This is a genomic window from Paenibacillus sp. FSL R5-0407 (assembly GCF_038009185.1).
GTDB classification, from domain to species: Bacteria; Bacillota; Bacilli; order Paenibacillales; family Paenibacillaceae; genus Fontibacillus; species Fontibacillus vini.
The window spans coordinates 180,246-195,173 of record NZ_JBBPAX010000001.1 but is presented as its reverse complement, the minus strand read 5'-3'; the positions used below and the strand labels follow the sequence as shown (position 1 = coordinate 195,173).

The 14,928-nt window shown below is 51.3% G+C and carries 16 protein-coding genes; 3 read left to right on the top strand and 13 right to left on the bottom strand.

Translation table 11 applies throughout. The annotated features are described in order from the left end of the window. From NYE70_RS00950 to NYE70_RS00920, 7 genes are all read right to left on the bottom strand, one after another. Nucleotides 1–618, bottom strand: a complete 618-nt coding sequence (locus tag NYE70_RS00950) for a KpsF/GutQ family sugar-phosphate isomerase (protein ID WP_341044741.1) — start codon at nt 616–618, stop codon at nt 1–3. A gap of 43 nt (nt 619–661) precedes the next feature. After that, the gene (locus NYE70_RS00945) at nt 662–1,483 is read right to left on the bottom strand and encodes a carbohydrate ABC transporter permease (protein ID WP_341044740.1); all 822 of its coding nucleotides are present in this window, start codon (nt 1,481–1,483) and stop codon (nt 662–664) included. Nucleotides 1,484–1,496: 13 nt separating this feature from the next. After that, the gene (locus NYE70_RS00940; protein ID WP_341044739.1) at nt 1,497–2,384 is read right to left on the bottom strand and encodes a carbohydrate ABC transporter permease; all 888 of its coding nucleotides are present in this window, start codon (nt 2,382–2,384) and stop codon (nt 1,497–1,499) included. A 70-nt stretch (nt 2,385–2,454) separates the two neighbouring features. Beyond that, a complete protein-coding gene (locus tag NYE70_RS00935; protein ID WP_341044738.1) occupies nt 2,455–3,768 on the bottom strand; it encodes an ABC transporter substrate-binding protein in 1,314 nt (437 codons plus the stop codon). A gap of 89 nt (nt 3,769–3,857) precedes the next feature. Further along, a complete protein-coding gene (locus NYE70_RS00930; RefSeq protein ID WP_341044737.1) occupies nt 3,858–5,222 on the bottom strand; it encodes an ABC transporter substrate-binding protein in 1,365 nt (454 codons plus the stop codon). Then, a complete protein-coding gene (locus NYE70_RS00925) occupies nt 5,176–6,756 on the bottom strand; it encodes a response regulator (protein WP_341044735.1) in 1,581 nt (526 codons plus the stop codon). Before NYE70_RS00925 ends, NYE70_RS00930 begins: the two co-directional genes overlap by 47 nt. A gap of 34 nt (nt 6,757–6,790) precedes the next feature. Further along, nucleotides 6,791–8,563 (bottom strand): cache domain-containing sensor histidine kinase, encoded by a 1,773-nt coding sequence (locus NYE70_RS00920; RefSeq protein ID WP_341044733.1) that lies wholly within the window; start codon nt 8,561–8,563, stop codon nt 6,791–6,793. Between the two features lie 231 nt (nt 8,564–8,794). Between NYE70_RS00920 and NYE70_RS00915 the strand changes: the two genes are divergently transcribed. Together NYE70_RS00915 and NYE70_RS00910 are read left to right on the top strand one after the other, a co-directional pair. After that, nucleotides 8,795–9,097, top strand: a complete 303-nt coding sequence (locus tag NYE70_RS00915; protein ID WP_341044732.1) for a putative quinol monooxygenase — start codon at nt 8,795–8,797, stop codon at nt 9,095–9,097. A gap of 4 nt (nt 9,098–9,101) precedes the next feature. Further along, on the top strand, nt 9,102–9,776 hold the full coding sequence (locus NYE70_RS00910; RefSeq protein ID WP_341044731.1) for a YdeI/OmpD-associated family protein: 675 nt from the start codon (nt 9,102–9,104) through the stop codon (nt 9,774–9,776). A 56-nt stretch (nt 9,777–9,832) separates the two neighbouring features. Here NYE70_RS00910 and NYE70_RS00905 read toward each other — a convergent pair whose 3' ends face one another. The 5 genes from NYE70_RS00905 to NYE70_RS00885 form a co-directional block, all read right to left on the bottom strand. Then, nucleotides 9,833–10,066 (bottom strand): DUF1450 domain-containing protein, encoded by a 234-nt coding sequence (locus NYE70_RS00905; protein WP_341044730.1) that lies wholly within the window; start codon nt 10,064–10,066, stop codon nt 9,833–9,835. Nucleotides 10,067–10,093: 27 nt separating this feature from the next. Beyond that, complete coding sequence (locus tag NYE70_RS00900) at nt 10,094–10,396, bottom strand: HesB/IscA family protein (RefSeq protein ID WP_211021048.1); 303 nt, start codon at nt 10,394–10,396, stop codon at nt 10,094–10,096. Between the two features lie 128 nt (nt 10,397–10,524). Beyond that, entirely contained in the window at nt 10,525–10,782 is a 258-nt protein-coding gene (locus tag NYE70_RS00895; RefSeq protein ID WP_211021047.1) for a hypothetical protein, read from the bottom strand. Nucleotides 10,783–11,083: 301 nt separating this feature from the next. After that, on the bottom strand, nt 11,084–12,040 hold the full coding sequence (locus tag NYE70_RS00890; protein WP_341044729.1) for a M14 family metallopeptidase: 957 nt from the start codon (nt 12,038–12,040) through the stop codon (nt 11,084–11,086). Between the two features lie 86 nt (nt 12,041–12,126). Beyond that, nucleotides 12,127–12,837, bottom strand: coding sequence for a TraX family protein (locus NYE70_RS00885; protein ID WP_341044728.1), 711 nt, complete (start codon nt 12,835–12,837; stop codon nt 12,127–12,129). A 147-nt stretch (nt 12,838–12,984) separates the two neighbouring features. On the opposite strand from NYE70_RS00885, the gene NYE70_RS00880 reads away from it, so the two are divergent. After that, nucleotides 12,985–13,896: a diacylglycerol/lipid kinase family protein gene (locus NYE70_RS00880; RefSeq protein ID WP_213654772.1), complete on the top strand. Its 912-nt coding sequence runs from the start codon at nt 12,985–12,987 to the stop codon at nt 13,894–13,896. Between the two features lie 62 nt (nt 13,897–13,958). On the opposite strand, the gene racE is transcribed toward NYE70_RS00880, so the two are convergent. Beyond that, entirely contained in the window at nt 13,959–14,777 is an 819-nt protein-coding gene (gene racE / locus NYE70_RS00875) for a glutamate racemase (RefSeq protein ID WP_213654771.1), read from the bottom strand. Nucleotides 14,778–14,928 lie beyond the last annotated feature (151 nt).

The window sequence follows — 14,928 nt, the reverse complement described above, 5'->3', positions numbered from 1 at the left end:
CTAGTCCCGGTCTTCGTGCCGATCGCCGCCATCTCCCCGGGACAGCTGGCTGCCCAGGCTCCCGCCGGGGTGATACAGATGAAAGCTTTCCTTCGTAAATCCCTTGACCTTGCAGAGCGTCACGACCAGTGCGTCGCCCACGGCTAACTGCAGCAGGGCGCTTGTCGTCGGAGCCAGCCCCAAATGATCGGCTTCGCGTTCATAACTGTACGATAATACCGCGTCACTGTTCCGTCCGAGCGTGGACTCCGGATTTTTCGTAATCGAGATGCACTTGGAGCCGATTTTTCGAATGATCTCCAGCACGTTCAGTACCTCGGCTGTTTCCCCGCTGTTGGACAGAAGGATAACGATATCTTTCTTCTCGATCATCCCGCTGTCGCCATGCACGGCTTCAGCCGAATGGACGAAGAAGGCCGGCGTACCGGTGCTGGACAACGAGGCGGCGATCTTCTTGCCGATATGGCCCGATTTACCGATCCCCGTAACTACGACTTTACCCGTGCAAGCCTGCAGCATTTCCACTGCTTTTACATATTCGACACCTACCTTGCGGCTGGTAGAAATCAGCGCATTCGCCTCATTTTCAAGCGCTTCTTTTACCCATTCATCAATCATCGTTCTCTCCGCCTCTCTTCAAGATGAAATAAATCGATCCGGTTTATTTGATGCCTGTCATTTTAATGCCTTCCACCAGATAACGCTGGGCCACGAAGAATAGCAGCAACGTGGGTAAAGCGGCAATGACCGCCGCCGCCAGAACGACGTTCCATGGCGTGTAGTACCCGCCGCCGACCAGGTTGGCAAGCTGCTGCTGGACGACCCATAATTTCTCGCTCTGCGTAATAATGAGCGGCCATAAATAGGCATTCCAGTTGGCTACGAAAAATCCGATCGTTAGTGGAATAATGATTGACCTGGATAAAGGAAGAGCAATCCTGAAAAAAGTTCCGGCGATGGACAAACCCTCGATATAAGCCGCTTCTTCCAGCTCTTTCGGAAAGTCGCGGTAAAATTGGCGAAACAGGAAGATACCGTAAGCATTGAAGATCGAAGGAATGATCAGTCCGGCGTAAGAATCCAGCATGCCGAAGCTTTTTGTAATCAAATAGAGCGGAATCGTAATTACGGCAAAAGGTACCATGAGCGTACTTAGCATCCAGGCGAAAACAAATTTACGGCCCGGAAATTGAAGTCTGGCCAATGCGTACCCGGACATCGCGTGAAAAATCATAGCCACGACCGTCACGGTCACACTCACGATCAGCGAATTCCCGATCGAGCGCAACAAATGCGTACTCTGCACGGCTTCCTTGAAGTTGTTCCATGCAAATTCTACTGGGAACCAGGTTACATCCAGCACATGCGCTTCCGAGCGCATCGAACTGACCACCAGCAAGTAAATCGGAAAAATCATAACCAAACCGATAACGACAGCCAGCAAAGCCAACAACTTTCGAGTATCGAAACGGAGTATCCTCATCTTAGGTCACCTCTTAATCTTTGGAAGAAAATAGTTTCATTTGGAAAAGGGACAAACAGAAAATGAGCAGAAACAGCACGAACGCCAGTGCTGAGGAATATCCCATATTCAGCAGTTGAAAGCCTTGCTTGAAAATATAGATGACGCTTACTTCCGTACTGTTCGCCGGTCCTCCCTTGGTCATGACCATGATCTGGTCGAACACTTGGAACGAACCGATCGTCGTGACAACGAGAATAAACGTGTTGGTTTCTTTAAGCAGCGGAAACGTAATTTTCCGAAAAATCTGCCAGTGCGAAGCTCCGTCGATCCGGGCCGCCTCAAAATAATCTTTGGGGATTTCTTTAATCGCCGACAGAAAAATAATCATGTTATAGCCGATATTGATCCACAGGAGCACAGCGATGATACTGTACAGCGCCTGGGAAGGGGAGCCTAGAAATTGCTGCGGCGAACCGCCGAAAAACTTCACAATTTCATTAATAATGCCGTTGCGCGGGTCGAGCATGTACATTCCGATAATGGCGGAAATGACAGAAGTAATGGCATAAGGGATCAGGAACAGCGTCCTGACCGGAGAAACGATTTTCCCTTTCAAACCGTTCAGCAGCAAGGCCGAGCCAAGTGACAAGCAAAACAGCAGAGGGACGTAAATCACGCTGTATTGTAGCGTCTTGCCCACCGAGTGCCACCAGTCCTTGTCTTTGGACAGTGACGTATAATTATCGAAGCCGATAAATTTCATTGGATTCAGCGCATCCCAATCATGAAGACTCACGTAGAAAGCATAAATGATCGGAAGAAATACGAAAATGAACAACCCAAGCATGTCTGGCAGTAAAAAACAGTAGGCCGTGATCCTTTCTTGCATAGCTCTTGTGCGCAGTTTTTTGAGAATCACCGTAAACCCTCCTCCGGCAAAAGAATCGGGGGACGGCGATTCTATTCGTCGCCCCCGGCTCCATGCATTTCTATTTCATTGCTTCGTTGATTTTGGCGTCGGCCGCTTTCGCAGCTTCCTCGCCTGTCATGTTGCCGAACATCACCTGGGTCATCGCGTCGCCGATCGCTTCCACGACGGCCGGGTTATACACCGGCTCAGGAACCCCGCTGTTGTAGATCTCGTTCGTGTATACTTGGCGCAGCCCCTTATTGTAAATCTCTTCGCCGGCTTCGATCACAGATTGGCGTGCAGGATAGGCGAATTTGGTTTCCGTGGCCCATTTCAGCGGACGGGCAGGATCCTGATCCCCGAACGCCCACATCACGAATTTGGCGGCTTCATCCATGTTCTTACTCTTGGCATTGACGGCAAATTTCCAGCCGCCCGCCGTCGTTACAGCTTTGCCGCCTTCCGGTACCGGAATCGGCGCGAGCTTGATAGGCACATCTCCGAACACTTCTTCGATCCTACTGATCGCCCAAGTTCCGCAGATTTGCATGGCCGCCGTTTGCTTGCCCAGGTTGTCGATTTCCCAAGGTCCGTATTGAAGCTTGGAAGGCGACAGATTTTCCTGGAAAAACTTGCCCCAGAAGTCGAGCGCTTTGACGGTTTCCGGCGAGTTAAACGCCGATGTCTTGCCGTCTTCCGCCAGCACTTGACCGCCGGCTTGCCACAGGAACGGATAGAAGTTGAAGTTAAAGTAAGCTCCTTTATCCGGAGGCAGTACCAGTCCGGCCACTTTATCGGTAGTCAGCTTGCGTGCGGCATCCAGCAATTCGTCCCATGTCTTGGGAACTTCGACATTGGCTTGTTTCAGCATATCCTCGTTGTAGTAAAGCCCCAGAAGCTCCATCTCGTAAGGAAGTGCAAGCACTTTGCCATCCACAGTTACGGCTTCCAGCGCCGAAGGAAGAAAGTCCTCTTTGACCCCTTCAGGGAAATAGGGAGACAGGTCGGCCAAATAGCCGGAATTGGAAAATTTCATGAAGTCTCCGGGGCTGATCATGTAAATATCGGGACCGTTGCCGCCGGAAAAAGCGATGGGGAGTTTGGTAGCCGTGTAGTCGGCCTGATTGTAAGTGGAGTATTCAATTTGCACATGGTCTTGGGAAGAATTATATTCCTTGACCAGGTCCTCGAAGTATTTCTGTTCGGCTTCCGTGTGCATATCCCAGAACTGAAGTTTGACCTTGTCCTTCGTTCCCCCCGCATTGGATACGGCGCCGTCGGCGTCGTTATTGGTGGCGCTACCGCCCGAATTATTCGAGCCGCATCCAACTTGGAGAAGAAGCAAAATGGCCATCAGCAATGGTAAAACGATTTTCCAGCTTTTCTTTTTCATCCGTTATGAATCCCCTTTCATTTGTGGTCGACTTCAGTATAGTCGCAGGGGATTCATGTCCGTAACGGGAAATAATTTGGGAGGGTGGATTATTTTTCGGTATCCTTCAAGTAATTATCGATCGCTTCGCTGGTCCACTCGGCCAGATCTCCGGGCTGTCCGCCGTTGTACAGAAGCTGTTGCAGCGATTCGGTAAAGATCCCGCTGATCTCAGCGGGGTATTGCGGCTCCGGGCGCTCGGTGCCGAATACTTCGTCGGTGAACACCTTGCGCAAGCCCTTTTGATACAGTTCGCCGCCGGCTTCCATTACGGATTTGCGCGGCGAATAGGCGAATTTCACCTCGCTGACCCAGCGGAGCGGGATATCGGGCTTCTCCGCGAACGCCCACATGACGAACTTGGCCGCTTCATCGGCGTATTTGCTGTAGTGGTTGACGCCGATCTTCCAGCCGCCCGCAATCGTCACGCGGTCTCCGCCTTCCGGCACCGGCAGCGGGACGACACCGATCGGCCGATCGGCATACATCGTTTCCAGCATTCTGATATTCCAGGTTCCGCTTACCTGCATCGCCGTTTCGCCACTGGCCAGTATCCCGATATCGGTCGTCGGACGGGAAGGATGCATATTCAGCAGCCCTTGATCGATCATGCCGCGGAAAAAGGCAAACATCTCTTTCGCCTCCGTCCCATCCAGACCCAAGGCTTCGCCGTCCTCTGTTACTAGATCGGCCCCGGTTTGCCATAGGAAAGGGAGCCAGGTGAAATTCTGATAGACGCTTTTGAAAGTCTCCAGCGTTAATCCGCTGACTCCGGGCGATTTGAGCACCCGGGCAGCTTCCGCCATCTCTTTCCAGGTCGTCGGAGGCTGGATACCCTTACTACTGAACAGCTCCTTGTTGTAATACAAGCCAAGCAGTTCCGTTTCAATCGGAACCGCATAAATTTCCCCGTTCACGGTCACCGAATCCAGTGCCGATGTATAGAAATCTTCACGGATATCCGGCGCGAACCGCGAGGTCAGCGGCTCCAATATACCTGCATCCTCGAACCGGCGAATCGTGCCCGGCGATACAAAGAACAGATCGGGTCCATGGCCGGACGCGAATGAAGCCAGCAGCTTGTTATCGGTAAAGTAATCGTCGCTGGAGATGAAGTCCACCTTCACCTCCACATGAGGATGTTCCTTGGCGTACTCCTCCCCGAGCCAGCTCCAGAATTCGAATTCCCGGCCGGTATGGAAAGAAAGCAAGTGCAGCTCGATCCGGTCCGGGTCGGACGGGGCCACACCGGTATTTTTCAGCAAAATGTCCAGGTCGCTCTTTGCGCCGGGATCGGAACTTCCGCAAGAGGCCAGCAGAAGGACGAGACCGCATGCGGCCAGCAGCTTCCGGGTACGGAGCGAGTGTTTACTTCTCGTCTTCTTCCTTGCGGTAAAAAAACTGCCGATACTCACCCGGCGTCACCCCTTCCGCTTTTTTGAACAGTCTGGAGAAATATTTAACATCTTGATAGCCCACCATTTCCGAAATTTGATACAACTTCAAATCCGGATCCATCATCAACGTTTTCGCTTTGTCCATCCGCACCTGGGTCAGCGCCTCGATAAACGAGATTCCGAGCTCCTGCTTGAAGAAAGAGCTGAAATAGCTGCTGCTCATCTCGACCTGACCGGCTACATCAGCGAGCGAAATATCCTTCATGTAATGCTGGCGAATGTACGCCACCGCGCTTTCCAGCGTATGATTATGCTTCTGCTGCTTTTTCCACTCGGCATTGTCCACACTGGAGGAAATCAATTCATCCATAAACCTTATAAATTCATCCGCCGTAAAATTCAGGTGGAACCATTCGTACGGTTTAAGCGAACCCTGAAATACAAGCCCGGTAATTCTTTGTTCATGGACAAAACGGACAACCGCCGATAACAGCTGCAAACAGTAGTTATGAAAAATAGTATAGCCCGCACTTTTCTCCAACACTTCGGACGCGAACTTCCGCAGCTTGTCTTTGGCTTTGTCCGCGTTGCCTTCTCGCAGAGCGAGCACCAGCGCCTCATCCAGTTCATGGGGATAACCGGGCTCCCGGTTCCCTGGATCATAGGCGCCACGATATTCGTAAACCTGGCCGTTACCGTATATCCATTTGTTAAGCAGCGCCTCCTTGGCTTGGGCGAACGTTTCCGGCAGTTGAGAGAACATTGCCACCTGATTTCCGATCCCGACGGAAATAGAAATTTTCACCCAATGACCGACTTCGCGAATCAGTTGGATAAACACCTCGTTATCCGCAGGCGGCGGATTCAGGAGCAAAAAATAAATATGCGATGCATTGGCGAACAGGAAGCGGCAAGACTGCTCCTGATTGTTGTTCAATATTTCGTACACAATGTTGCGGACCGCGAAAACAACGAGCTGCCGGTCGCCCCAACCTTCTTCGGTGACCAGGTCATCGAAATCGTCGATCTCCACGGCGATCATTCTAAAATTGGCACTGTCCGCCGGCAAGCGGCTCTGCAAACGTTCCGAGCAATCCGCGGAATCCTCTACGCCTAGCAACCAGTCTTTCCAAAGCTTGGAGTAGTGAAATTCCGACGAAATGACCTCTGGCCGTTCCCGCCGGTTGCCGATCTCCTTCTTCAATCGCCCCAGCAAATCGCGAATTTCCTCCGGCTTAAGTGGTTTAAGCAAATAATCGAAGGCTCCAAACCGGATTGCCGTCTTGGCGTAATCAAAATAACCGTAGCCGGACAAAATCACCACCTGAACCGGATATTCGCGCAACAGATTCAGCAGATCCAATCCGTTCATCTGGGGCATGCGGATATCGGTGATTACCAGATCGGGCATTTCCTTTCGAACCATTTCAAGCGCTTCAACTCCATTTTTGGCTTGGCCGATCACGCTCCATTCCGCGTCCAGCGCGGGGATCAGCTTGGTTAATCCGTTGCGGACCTTCGGCTCGTCATCCACAATTAGCACTTTATACATGCTCGTGTCCTCCCTCTGCTCCCAAATCCTTTAATTAGCGGATAGCGGGAATAATGATCGTAATCGTCGTCCCGACACCGTAGACGGAATTGACCTTGACGCCGAACTCCGGACCGTATTCCAGCTTCAAACGGTCGTTCAAATTGAATAATCCGATGCCGTGCGTCATCCTTTCCCGAATCATTTGCAGCTTCTCGTCCGCGATTCCGCTGCCGTTATCGCGAATTTCGATCACGATGGCCTGCCCTCTCTCTTCCTGTTGGAACAGGACTTCGATTCTTCCGCCGGATTCCATGTTTTCCATCCCGTGCAGAATAGAATTTTCCAAATAAGGCTGCAGCAGCAAGCGGGGAACTTTGTAACCGTAAAGGGAAGGATCGACATCGAACCTCACCTCGAACCGTTCCTCAAACCGCATCTCCTGAAGATAAGCGTAATTCTTCGCCCACTTCAGCTCTTCCTCAATCGTCACCAACGGCTCACCGGGCCGGATCGCATAGCGCATGATGTCGCTCAAAGAAGTAATCATGTTGCTGATATCAAGTTGATCCCGTTCAATGGCTATCCAGTTCATAGCATCCAGGGTATTATAGACAAAATGCGGATTGATCTGGGCCTGAAGCGCTTTCATTTCCGCCTCTTTTTCCTGCTCGGAAATCACCTTGACCTCCTGGATCAATTCATTGATCCGGCTGCTCATACTGTTGAAAGACGATTGCAAAAGCCCGATCTCATCCTCCGATTGCGCGGGCAGCCGATATTCGAAGTTATCCTTCTGGATCCGCTTCATCGCTACCGCCATCTGGCGAATCGGCTTGGTAATGTAATGGGTCGTCGAAAATGCCAATACTACGAACAATAAGGCAAACACGCTTAAAGTCACGATAAAGAACAGTTTGAGCGATCCGGACTGCTTCTGTACGTCACTCTGTGGAATCAGGGAAAAATAATACCAGCCGTTATAATCGGAATGCACCATGCCGATTCTGTATTTCCTCCCGTTCAATTCACGGAAATCAAGGTCCCGCTGCTTGGTCAGCATCTCACGGAAAAAGGGTTGATCGGCAAGCTTCAAAGCATAGGCTTCATGATTGCGATGCCATATTACATCCCCTTGTTCGTTGGCAATCATCACAATACCGTTCGGACTGACGCTGACCTCATTAATAATGTTGTCGAGCGCCGATATTTTCACATTCATGACCAGCGTTCCGATCTGTTGCAGCGCATTGGACACATCTTTGATCTTCATCCCTGCGGGAATATAGTAAGTCGGATAAGAGAAATAGTTGTTCGGTCCGATTTCATAAGTCGGCAACCAGCGGATTTGTCCGCCCCCTTCCGAAATCGCTTCCTTCCATTCCGGATGGCTCTCAAAAATTGGCTTAAACAGGCCCGAGCCCTTGATATCGGCAAAATACAAATTTCCGTTGCCTGCCAGCAAGTATATCGAGTCGATATCCTCCTTGCCGCGAAGCGAACTGCGGAGAAAACGGTTAATCGTATCTTCCGCGGACATAAACTTATCGGCCGGGTAACTTCCGTCCATTCTGCTCAATTGGTCGATCAACTGACTATTCTCGTAGACGTCGAGCATCCGGTTTTCCATTTCGGACAGCAACTGATCCACATTGTTCTTGATCAGATGCAGCGACTGGAGCGCTTCCCGATCTGACCGTTCCGCGGCGAAGTTGCTGGAGCTTCGGTAAAAAATAATGCCGGCAAAGACAAGCGGCATCAAGATAAACAGGGTCAGCAAAAGCATCAGTTTGTTTCGAAGCTTTGCATTTTTAATTCTCGTCCACATGCACCCATACTGCCCTCCTTCGCGGTCCTATCCGTTCTTTCGAGCCTGTTAGAGGCGCTTTCAAAGTGTTATAACTGTATGTGACATCGATTGCAGAAATTCATAGAAATTATACAATCTCTCGGTAGAATTATCAATGAAATCAGAAAAACGATAGGCGGCGCTACCAACTGAAACTATTTTCGTTATACTGTAAATATTAAGATTATTCCATACGGAGGTGTGTTCAATATGAGCAAATTCGGAATGAATGTAAAGTTTACGGCAAAAGCCGGGCAACGGGACGCTCTGGTGCAAATCTTGCTGGGAGCTGCGGCGGTCGCGGAGGGGGTGCCGGATTGCGAAAAATATATCGTCAGCATTTCGGACACCGAACCGGATGCGATTTGGGTCAATGAAGTTTGGAGTAATGCGGAAGCGCATCAAGCCTCCCTCGATCAGGAAGCAAGCAAAGCCTCGATCCAGCAAGCCATGCCATTGATCGCGGGGGTGGAGTCCTGTCAAATCCGTCCCGTGGGCGGTAAAGGACTGTAATTCTATGACAAAATCAATCGTTGAAAAGCTGAATTTGCAAAAATATAAAAGAGCCGCCGTATTAAATCTGCCGCCGGAAACCGGGGATCTGGCGGGACTGACCTATGACAGCGAGCTTACGAAGAGCAAATACGATCTTATTTTTGCTTTCGTCCTGGACATGGATGCCTTGAAGGCGACGGTCAGCACAGTGATCGAAGAAGATCGCCTTGAACAGGGCGGTTACTTATATCTGGCTTATCCGAAAAAGGGCAATAAAAAATACTCTACCTTTATTCATCGCGATGATTTACTGGACGGGTTAGACGCTGACGAGGATGGATATGTGGGGACAAGCCCCATCAAGTTTTCCCGCATGGTGGGAATGGACGAGGTTTTCACTGTCGTTGGCCTGAAGAAAGACGCCCGAAACCGGAATCGTTCTCAGTCCCCTTCAAGAGCAAGCCAGCGTGTCGATGATTACGAGGCCTTGGTCCCGGAAGTGGAACAAGATTTGCAGGATGCGCCGGATCTCCTTGCCTTTTACCGTTCCCTTACACCGGGATACCGGAAAGATTGGGCCAGATACGTATACAGCGCCAAACAAGAGAGCACGAGAGCCAAGCGCCGGGAGGAGATGAAGGCTATTCTTGGCGCGGGCTACAAGAGCCGTGAACTGTATCGCAGAGATGAGGGATAGCGGGTAGGTAGGTATTAATAAAGCCGCTCTGATCTGTCGACCGGAGCGGCTTTGATTTATTCCTTTGGCTTCTTCACAAATGGTGCGGCCTTGGCCAGCACTTCGTCTTCCGTAGGTCCGCTGACATAGCGGCCGTTCACGTAAACGAAGGGTCTCTTGCCGCACGGTCCGCAGTAGGACTTGCAGCCGATTTTGATCTCGGCGTCCGGTGCCAGCTTTTGCAGCTTGGGCACAAATGTCTTCATACGGATATGATTGCATTTATCGCATATACGAATATCGTTTGCCATGCTATTCCCTTCTTTGTTCCATGCTGATTAGTGATCCCCGTGATTTCCTTTGGACGGGTTCGTAATCACGAATCCTTCTTGAGGAAAATACAAATAATCGATTTTTACGCCATCCAGCAGCGGCTCGTCTTTATCAATGATTACATCGATCTCTTTATCGGTCGAGATGACGTTATCGTTGTCTCCGGGCTTGACCAAATCCATGCCATAGTGAGCGTGGTCGCCATGGGCATGCGTGATGACTACTTTCAACACCAGGCCTTTGTTCTCTTCCTTGTCCAGTTCTTTCTTTATCACTTTCGCCGCATTGCGGGTAATCTTGACGCTCATAGAACCTCTCCTATCTCTATCCAGAGTAACATCTTCAATATTCCTATTGTAAATAATCATCGTCTATCGCGCAAGACCGTCACATATAAGTCATGTTCGCTAAATCCGAGCTCCGCTCGCATGATTACTCATTTCCCGATTTGCTTCATGCCGGCCTGTTCTTTCCGCTCAGCTCTCGACACGAACCAGTTCATCAGCAGCATCGTCACCGCCATATCGTCAATCGGGATGAATGGCAGCACATCCGGCAGGACCCAGTACAAAATAGCGGGCACTACAAGCAGCAGCTTGTCCATGAGCGGAATCCGGGGCGACCTCAACAGTGCGGGAAGCCGGCGAAAAACATGTCCCCAGTGGCGCAGCGACCATATTTTTGACCATTTCATCGACATTCCCCCTTAAATACTTTATACGATAAGATACCCTATTTTTAGTGAAATCAAAAATCGGCTAGCCGTGCCTATTGGATATTTCCAATTAAAGAAAGACACAAGAAGCTAATTTGTGAGTTTGATTGGATATTTCCAATCATAATTGCCGATTTTGCTATAAACAAGTGCCATTTTGATAATTTCATTGGATATTTCCAATCAAAACATGTCTTTGAGCAATATCGAGCTAAAATGATTGGATATTTCCAATTACATGTGGAAAAGGCCAGGCTCACGGCAAAAATCCGAGGGCAGATTACCCCCGGATAAATTCCGCCAAAATCGGCGCCAATCCCTTGTAGATGTCGTCAAACTGCTCCACCGGCAGCGGATTCACGCCCTCCCCCGCCTCCACGGTAAAGCCGGGGCGGCGGAACTCGTCGATGAACCAGTCTTTGTATCCGGCATCGCTGCCGCTCAGCTTGACTGCGCGGTATCCGCCGCCGCTGCCATTGCTACCATTGCTGCCATCGCTCCCTTCGCCGCTTGCCGCCGCGAGCCGTTCCGCCATCGCTTCCGCTTCCTGCGGCTCGCGGTCGCGGTAGTTCCAGTAAATCTCCTTGCCCTGCGTATGCAAGGACAAGACCCGGCTGAACCGCTCGGCGCGGGTTAGCCCGGCCAGCGCGGCCGCCTCCGGCTCACTGAGCGGATGCGGCCCGCCGTAATCCTGCGGCGCCGGGGCAGCCAGTCCCCGGCGTTCCCGCTCCAGTTCCCAGCAGGCCGGGAACTGGTCGTTCAAATCGACGCCGCGGATATTGGCCTTCCAGCGGCGAAAATCCCCGCTGCCGCCGTTCCACGCGGCCAGCTCCTCCGCCCAGGCGCAGCCGGGCGGGATTCCGTCCTGCGCGAGGTCCGCGCCGTCCGGATTGGCCATCGGCACCGCCCACAGCGTGACCGCATCGAGGCCGCAAGGGTCGCCAGCGCTTCTCGCCGCTGCCAGTTCCTCCACAAAGCGCAGCAGCAGCGGCGTTGTAATCCACTCATTAGCATGAACCGCGGCGTTGATATGAACCTTTTCCGGGCCATCGCCCACAATCAGGGCAAACAAAGGCTGCCCCAGCACGCTTGTGCCGATCTGCCTGCTTCTCAGGACATCATATTTTTGCAACAGGCGACTCATTTGATCTACATAATCTGCATTGCGGAATCCGCCGCGCTCAATGGCGACGATAGGACGATGGACGTGATTGCCGGCAGCAGTCAGAATTTCCAAGCCCCCTCTCTCAATCCATTAATGCGTTTCGCCGGAACGTCATCTGTATTCCCAAACGTACCACCCGTTCGAAAACAGGCTGATACCTACCCGGTTCCCGCCATATAAACGATGACGGCAAGGATCGCCAGATGCGCCGGGTAAAAGGAACGCCAAACCCAGGCCGGCACACGCCGGGCCTCCATCGCCTTCCAAAGCTGCGGACCAAAGACGATGACCAGGGTCGGCAATATGCTGACCATTTGAACGACCCAGCCGTAAGACAGCAAATAAACCAGATTCAGCAGCAGGTGCATCAGCAGGATTTGCGTTGAACGCGCATATTTGAATATAAGCACGAGGAGCAGTCCATATGCCCCATAATCGAACGGCAGTACCTCCATCACAATGCAGCAACCCGCAATGAGCAAGGCGGAGAGCGGACCCGGTTTAACACTGTCCAGCATTCGCAGCACTAGCACAGCTCCCAGCAACGTGGCCACCACGTTCAAACCGCCTTCGTTGACGACAATTTGATAAGGGATTTGTGATAAGACTGCGATTAACAGCAGCCGGAGGGCATATTTTTTAAAATTGGAAGTGTGGGTGTAGCCCTGAACAAGCGCATAAGCGTAAATCGGAAACGCGATCCGCCCTATTATTCTCCAGGCCATTTCGCCCGGGAAGAACAGCAGTCCGATATGATCGATCAGCATCGTAATCATGGCAATCAACTGCATACGCGAAACTCCTTTTAAGAGGTTATTCAATAAAGTCATCTTTTGATCACGAAGCGCTTCATGTTGCTTACCCGACATCGAATCTTGAATTCAGACGGGCCTTCCGGTGCTGAAAAGTCGACTTTTTGAACACACACTTTTAATTAATAATGATTTCTTTTTAACGTTATTTTGCTTACACTGAATTTACAGGTGATTGCTTGCTAAATTGATGGGGGAATGGTCATGTATTTATTTATCGTAAATCAAAATTCCGGCAACGGCGGAGGGGACCGGGTTTGGAAAAAGATCCGGGATATCCTGCAACGTCGGAATATTCCTTATGATTATATATATACCCGCAGCGCAGAGGAAGCGCATTCATATTTAAAGGAGCAATTCGCCCTTAAATCCGACTGGAGAGCGGTAGGTGTGGTGGGCGGCGACGGCACGATTCACAGCCTTCTCCCCGCCATGCGGGATTCGGGCATTCCATTGGCCGTCTTCCCCGCCGGCTCGGGTAATGATACTGCCCGCGGCTTCAGGATTCCTAGAAAAACTGCCGCCGCTTTGGACGTCATGCTGGAAGGGATGCCGCGGAACGCCGACCTCATCTCGATTTCCGGCGGCAGCACGCTGACTGCGCTGGCGGTCGGGTTTGACGCCGAGGTCGCCCATAACGTAAACAACAGCCGCTACAAAAAAATTTGCAATGCACTCGGCATGGGCCGTCTCGCTTACATTATCGGCGTCTTCCACACGCTGCTTACCTTCCGTCCCGCACCGCTGAGCGTCGAATGCGACGGGATCGAGCACACTTTCCCATCCGCCTGGCTCGCCGCCGTGAACAATGTAACCACTTATGGCGGAGGACTGGCGATCTGTCCCGATGCGAAAACCGATGACGGTCTCCTGGACATTTGCATCGTCCACGGTTGTTCTCGGCTGAAGCTTATGCTGCTGTTCCCGACGCTGCTGTTCGGCAAGCATACCCGCTTCCCCTTCGTGACGATGCTCCGCGGCAGCAACGTTACCATTCACAGCAGCCTGCCGAGACTGGCGCTGGGGGACGGGGAACATGTCGCATCCACTCCGCTCACCGCATCCGCGGATCCGGGAGCTTTGCGGGTGATGTGTCCGGACTCCCTGGCTGTATAGCCCAGACCTACATGTACAAAAAAACCTTTGGCGGAACAAATCCCGTCCAAAGGTTTTTTGCTTCATCGGGAAGGGTTGGAAACCTGCCAGACGATGGGTGTCAGTTCAATTTGCCTTCCCAGCCACTGCAGTGCAATTCTGCGGAATATTTCAGGTTCCCCGCTGCAAAAGAACTGGTGAACCGGAATTTCGCTTCCGCGGGCAAGCCGGCCTTTTTGATGAAGGACCGTACTGATCTCCCGAGCCGTTTCATCCGCCGAGCTGATCAGTTTAACCGAGGGCCCCATCACTTTATGCATGGTTCTTTTCAAAAATGGATAATGAGTACAACCCAGAATCAAGCAATCAATCGGATACTGCTTAATATCGCGGAGCGCATCCTCAACGACTTCCAGCGCTTCCGGCATTTCATACCGTCCTTGCTCCACAAGCGGAGCCAGTGTGGGACAAGCCTCGCTGACGATTTCAATCGCCGGATTCAGCTCTTTAAGAGCAGAGGTGTATGCGCCGCTCCGAATCGTTCCGATCGTTCCGATGACTCCGACTCTGCCGGTCTTTGTAGCGCTGATGGCAGCCCGGGCTCCCGGATGAATGACGCCGATGACGGGAATGGAAACCTTCGCCTTGATATAATCCAAAGCAGCCGCAGTTGCGGTATTACATGCGATTACGATCATTTTAGGGTCGAATTGAACTAAAAAATCTACGATTTGCTCGGTAAATAGGCGCACCTCTTCCGAAGAGCGAGGACCATAGGGAGAGCGCGCGGTATCGCCGAAATAAATAATTTTTTCTCTAGGCAGCTGTCTCATAACTTCCTTGACGACAGTGAGACCTCCTACGCCCGAGTCTAATATTGCGATGGCTTGCTGCACGAACATACCGCTTCCTTTTGCCAAAAGATTTGTATTTCGTTTTCTCTACCTACTTTATGTTTTGCGGCCATAAAGCGTACCTAAATCTTAACTCAATTTATGAAGCCGTACAACTAAAAGGGCTCTTTCCATATTTAACCGTAAAAAAGCAAAAAGA

Coding starts and splice junctions, on each gene's coding strand:
- NYE70_RS00900 (WP_211021048.1), bottom strand. CDS start 10,396: ATGAGCGTCAAGATTACCCGCAATGCGGCGAAAGTGATAAAGAAAGAA.
- NYE70_RS00910 (WP_341044731.1), top strand. CDS start 9,102: ATGACAAAATCAATCGTTGAAAAGCTGAATTTGCAAAAATATAAAAGA.
- NYE70_RS00915 (WP_341044732.1), top strand. CDS start 8,795: ATGAGCAAATTCGGAATGAATGTAAAGTTTACGGCAAAAGCCGGGCAA.
- NYE70_RS00950 (WP_341044741.1), bottom strand. CDS start 618: ATGATTGATGAATGGGTAAAAGAAGCGCTTGAAAATGAGGCGAATGCG.
- racE (WP_213654771.1), bottom strand. CDS start 14,777: ATGTTCGTGCAGCAAGCCATCGCAATATTAGACTCGGGCGTAGGAGGT.
- NYE70_RS00945 (WP_341044740.1), bottom strand. CDS start 1,483: ATGAGGATACTCCGTTTCGATACTCGAAAGTTGTTGGCTTTGCTGGCT.
- NYE70_RS00905 (WP_341044730.1), bottom strand. CDS start 10,066: ATGGCAAACGATATTCGTATATGCGATAAATGCAATCATATCCGTATG.
- NYE70_RS00920 (WP_341044733.1), bottom strand. CDS start 8,563: ATGTGGACGAGAATTAAAAATGCAAAGCTTCGAAACAAACTGATGCTT.
- NYE70_RS00895 (WP_211021047.1), bottom strand. CDS start 10,782: ATGAAATGGTCAAAAATATGGTCGCTGCGCCACTGGGGACATGTTTTT.
- NYE70_RS00935 (WP_341044738.1), bottom strand. CDS start 3,768: ATGAAAAAGAAAAGCTGGAAAATCGTTTTACCATTGCTGATGGCCATT.
- NYE70_RS00925 (WP_341044735.1), bottom strand. CDS start 6,756: ATGTATAAAGTGCTAATTGTGGATGACGAGCCGAAGGTCCGCAACGGA.
- NYE70_RS00880 (WP_213654772.1), top strand. CDS start 12,985: ATGTATTTATTTATCGTAAATCAAAATTCCGGCAACGGCGGAGGGGAC.
- NYE70_RS00885 (WP_341044728.1), bottom strand. CDS start 12,837: ATGTCGGGTAAGCAACATGAAGCGCTTCGTGATCAAAAGATGACTTTA.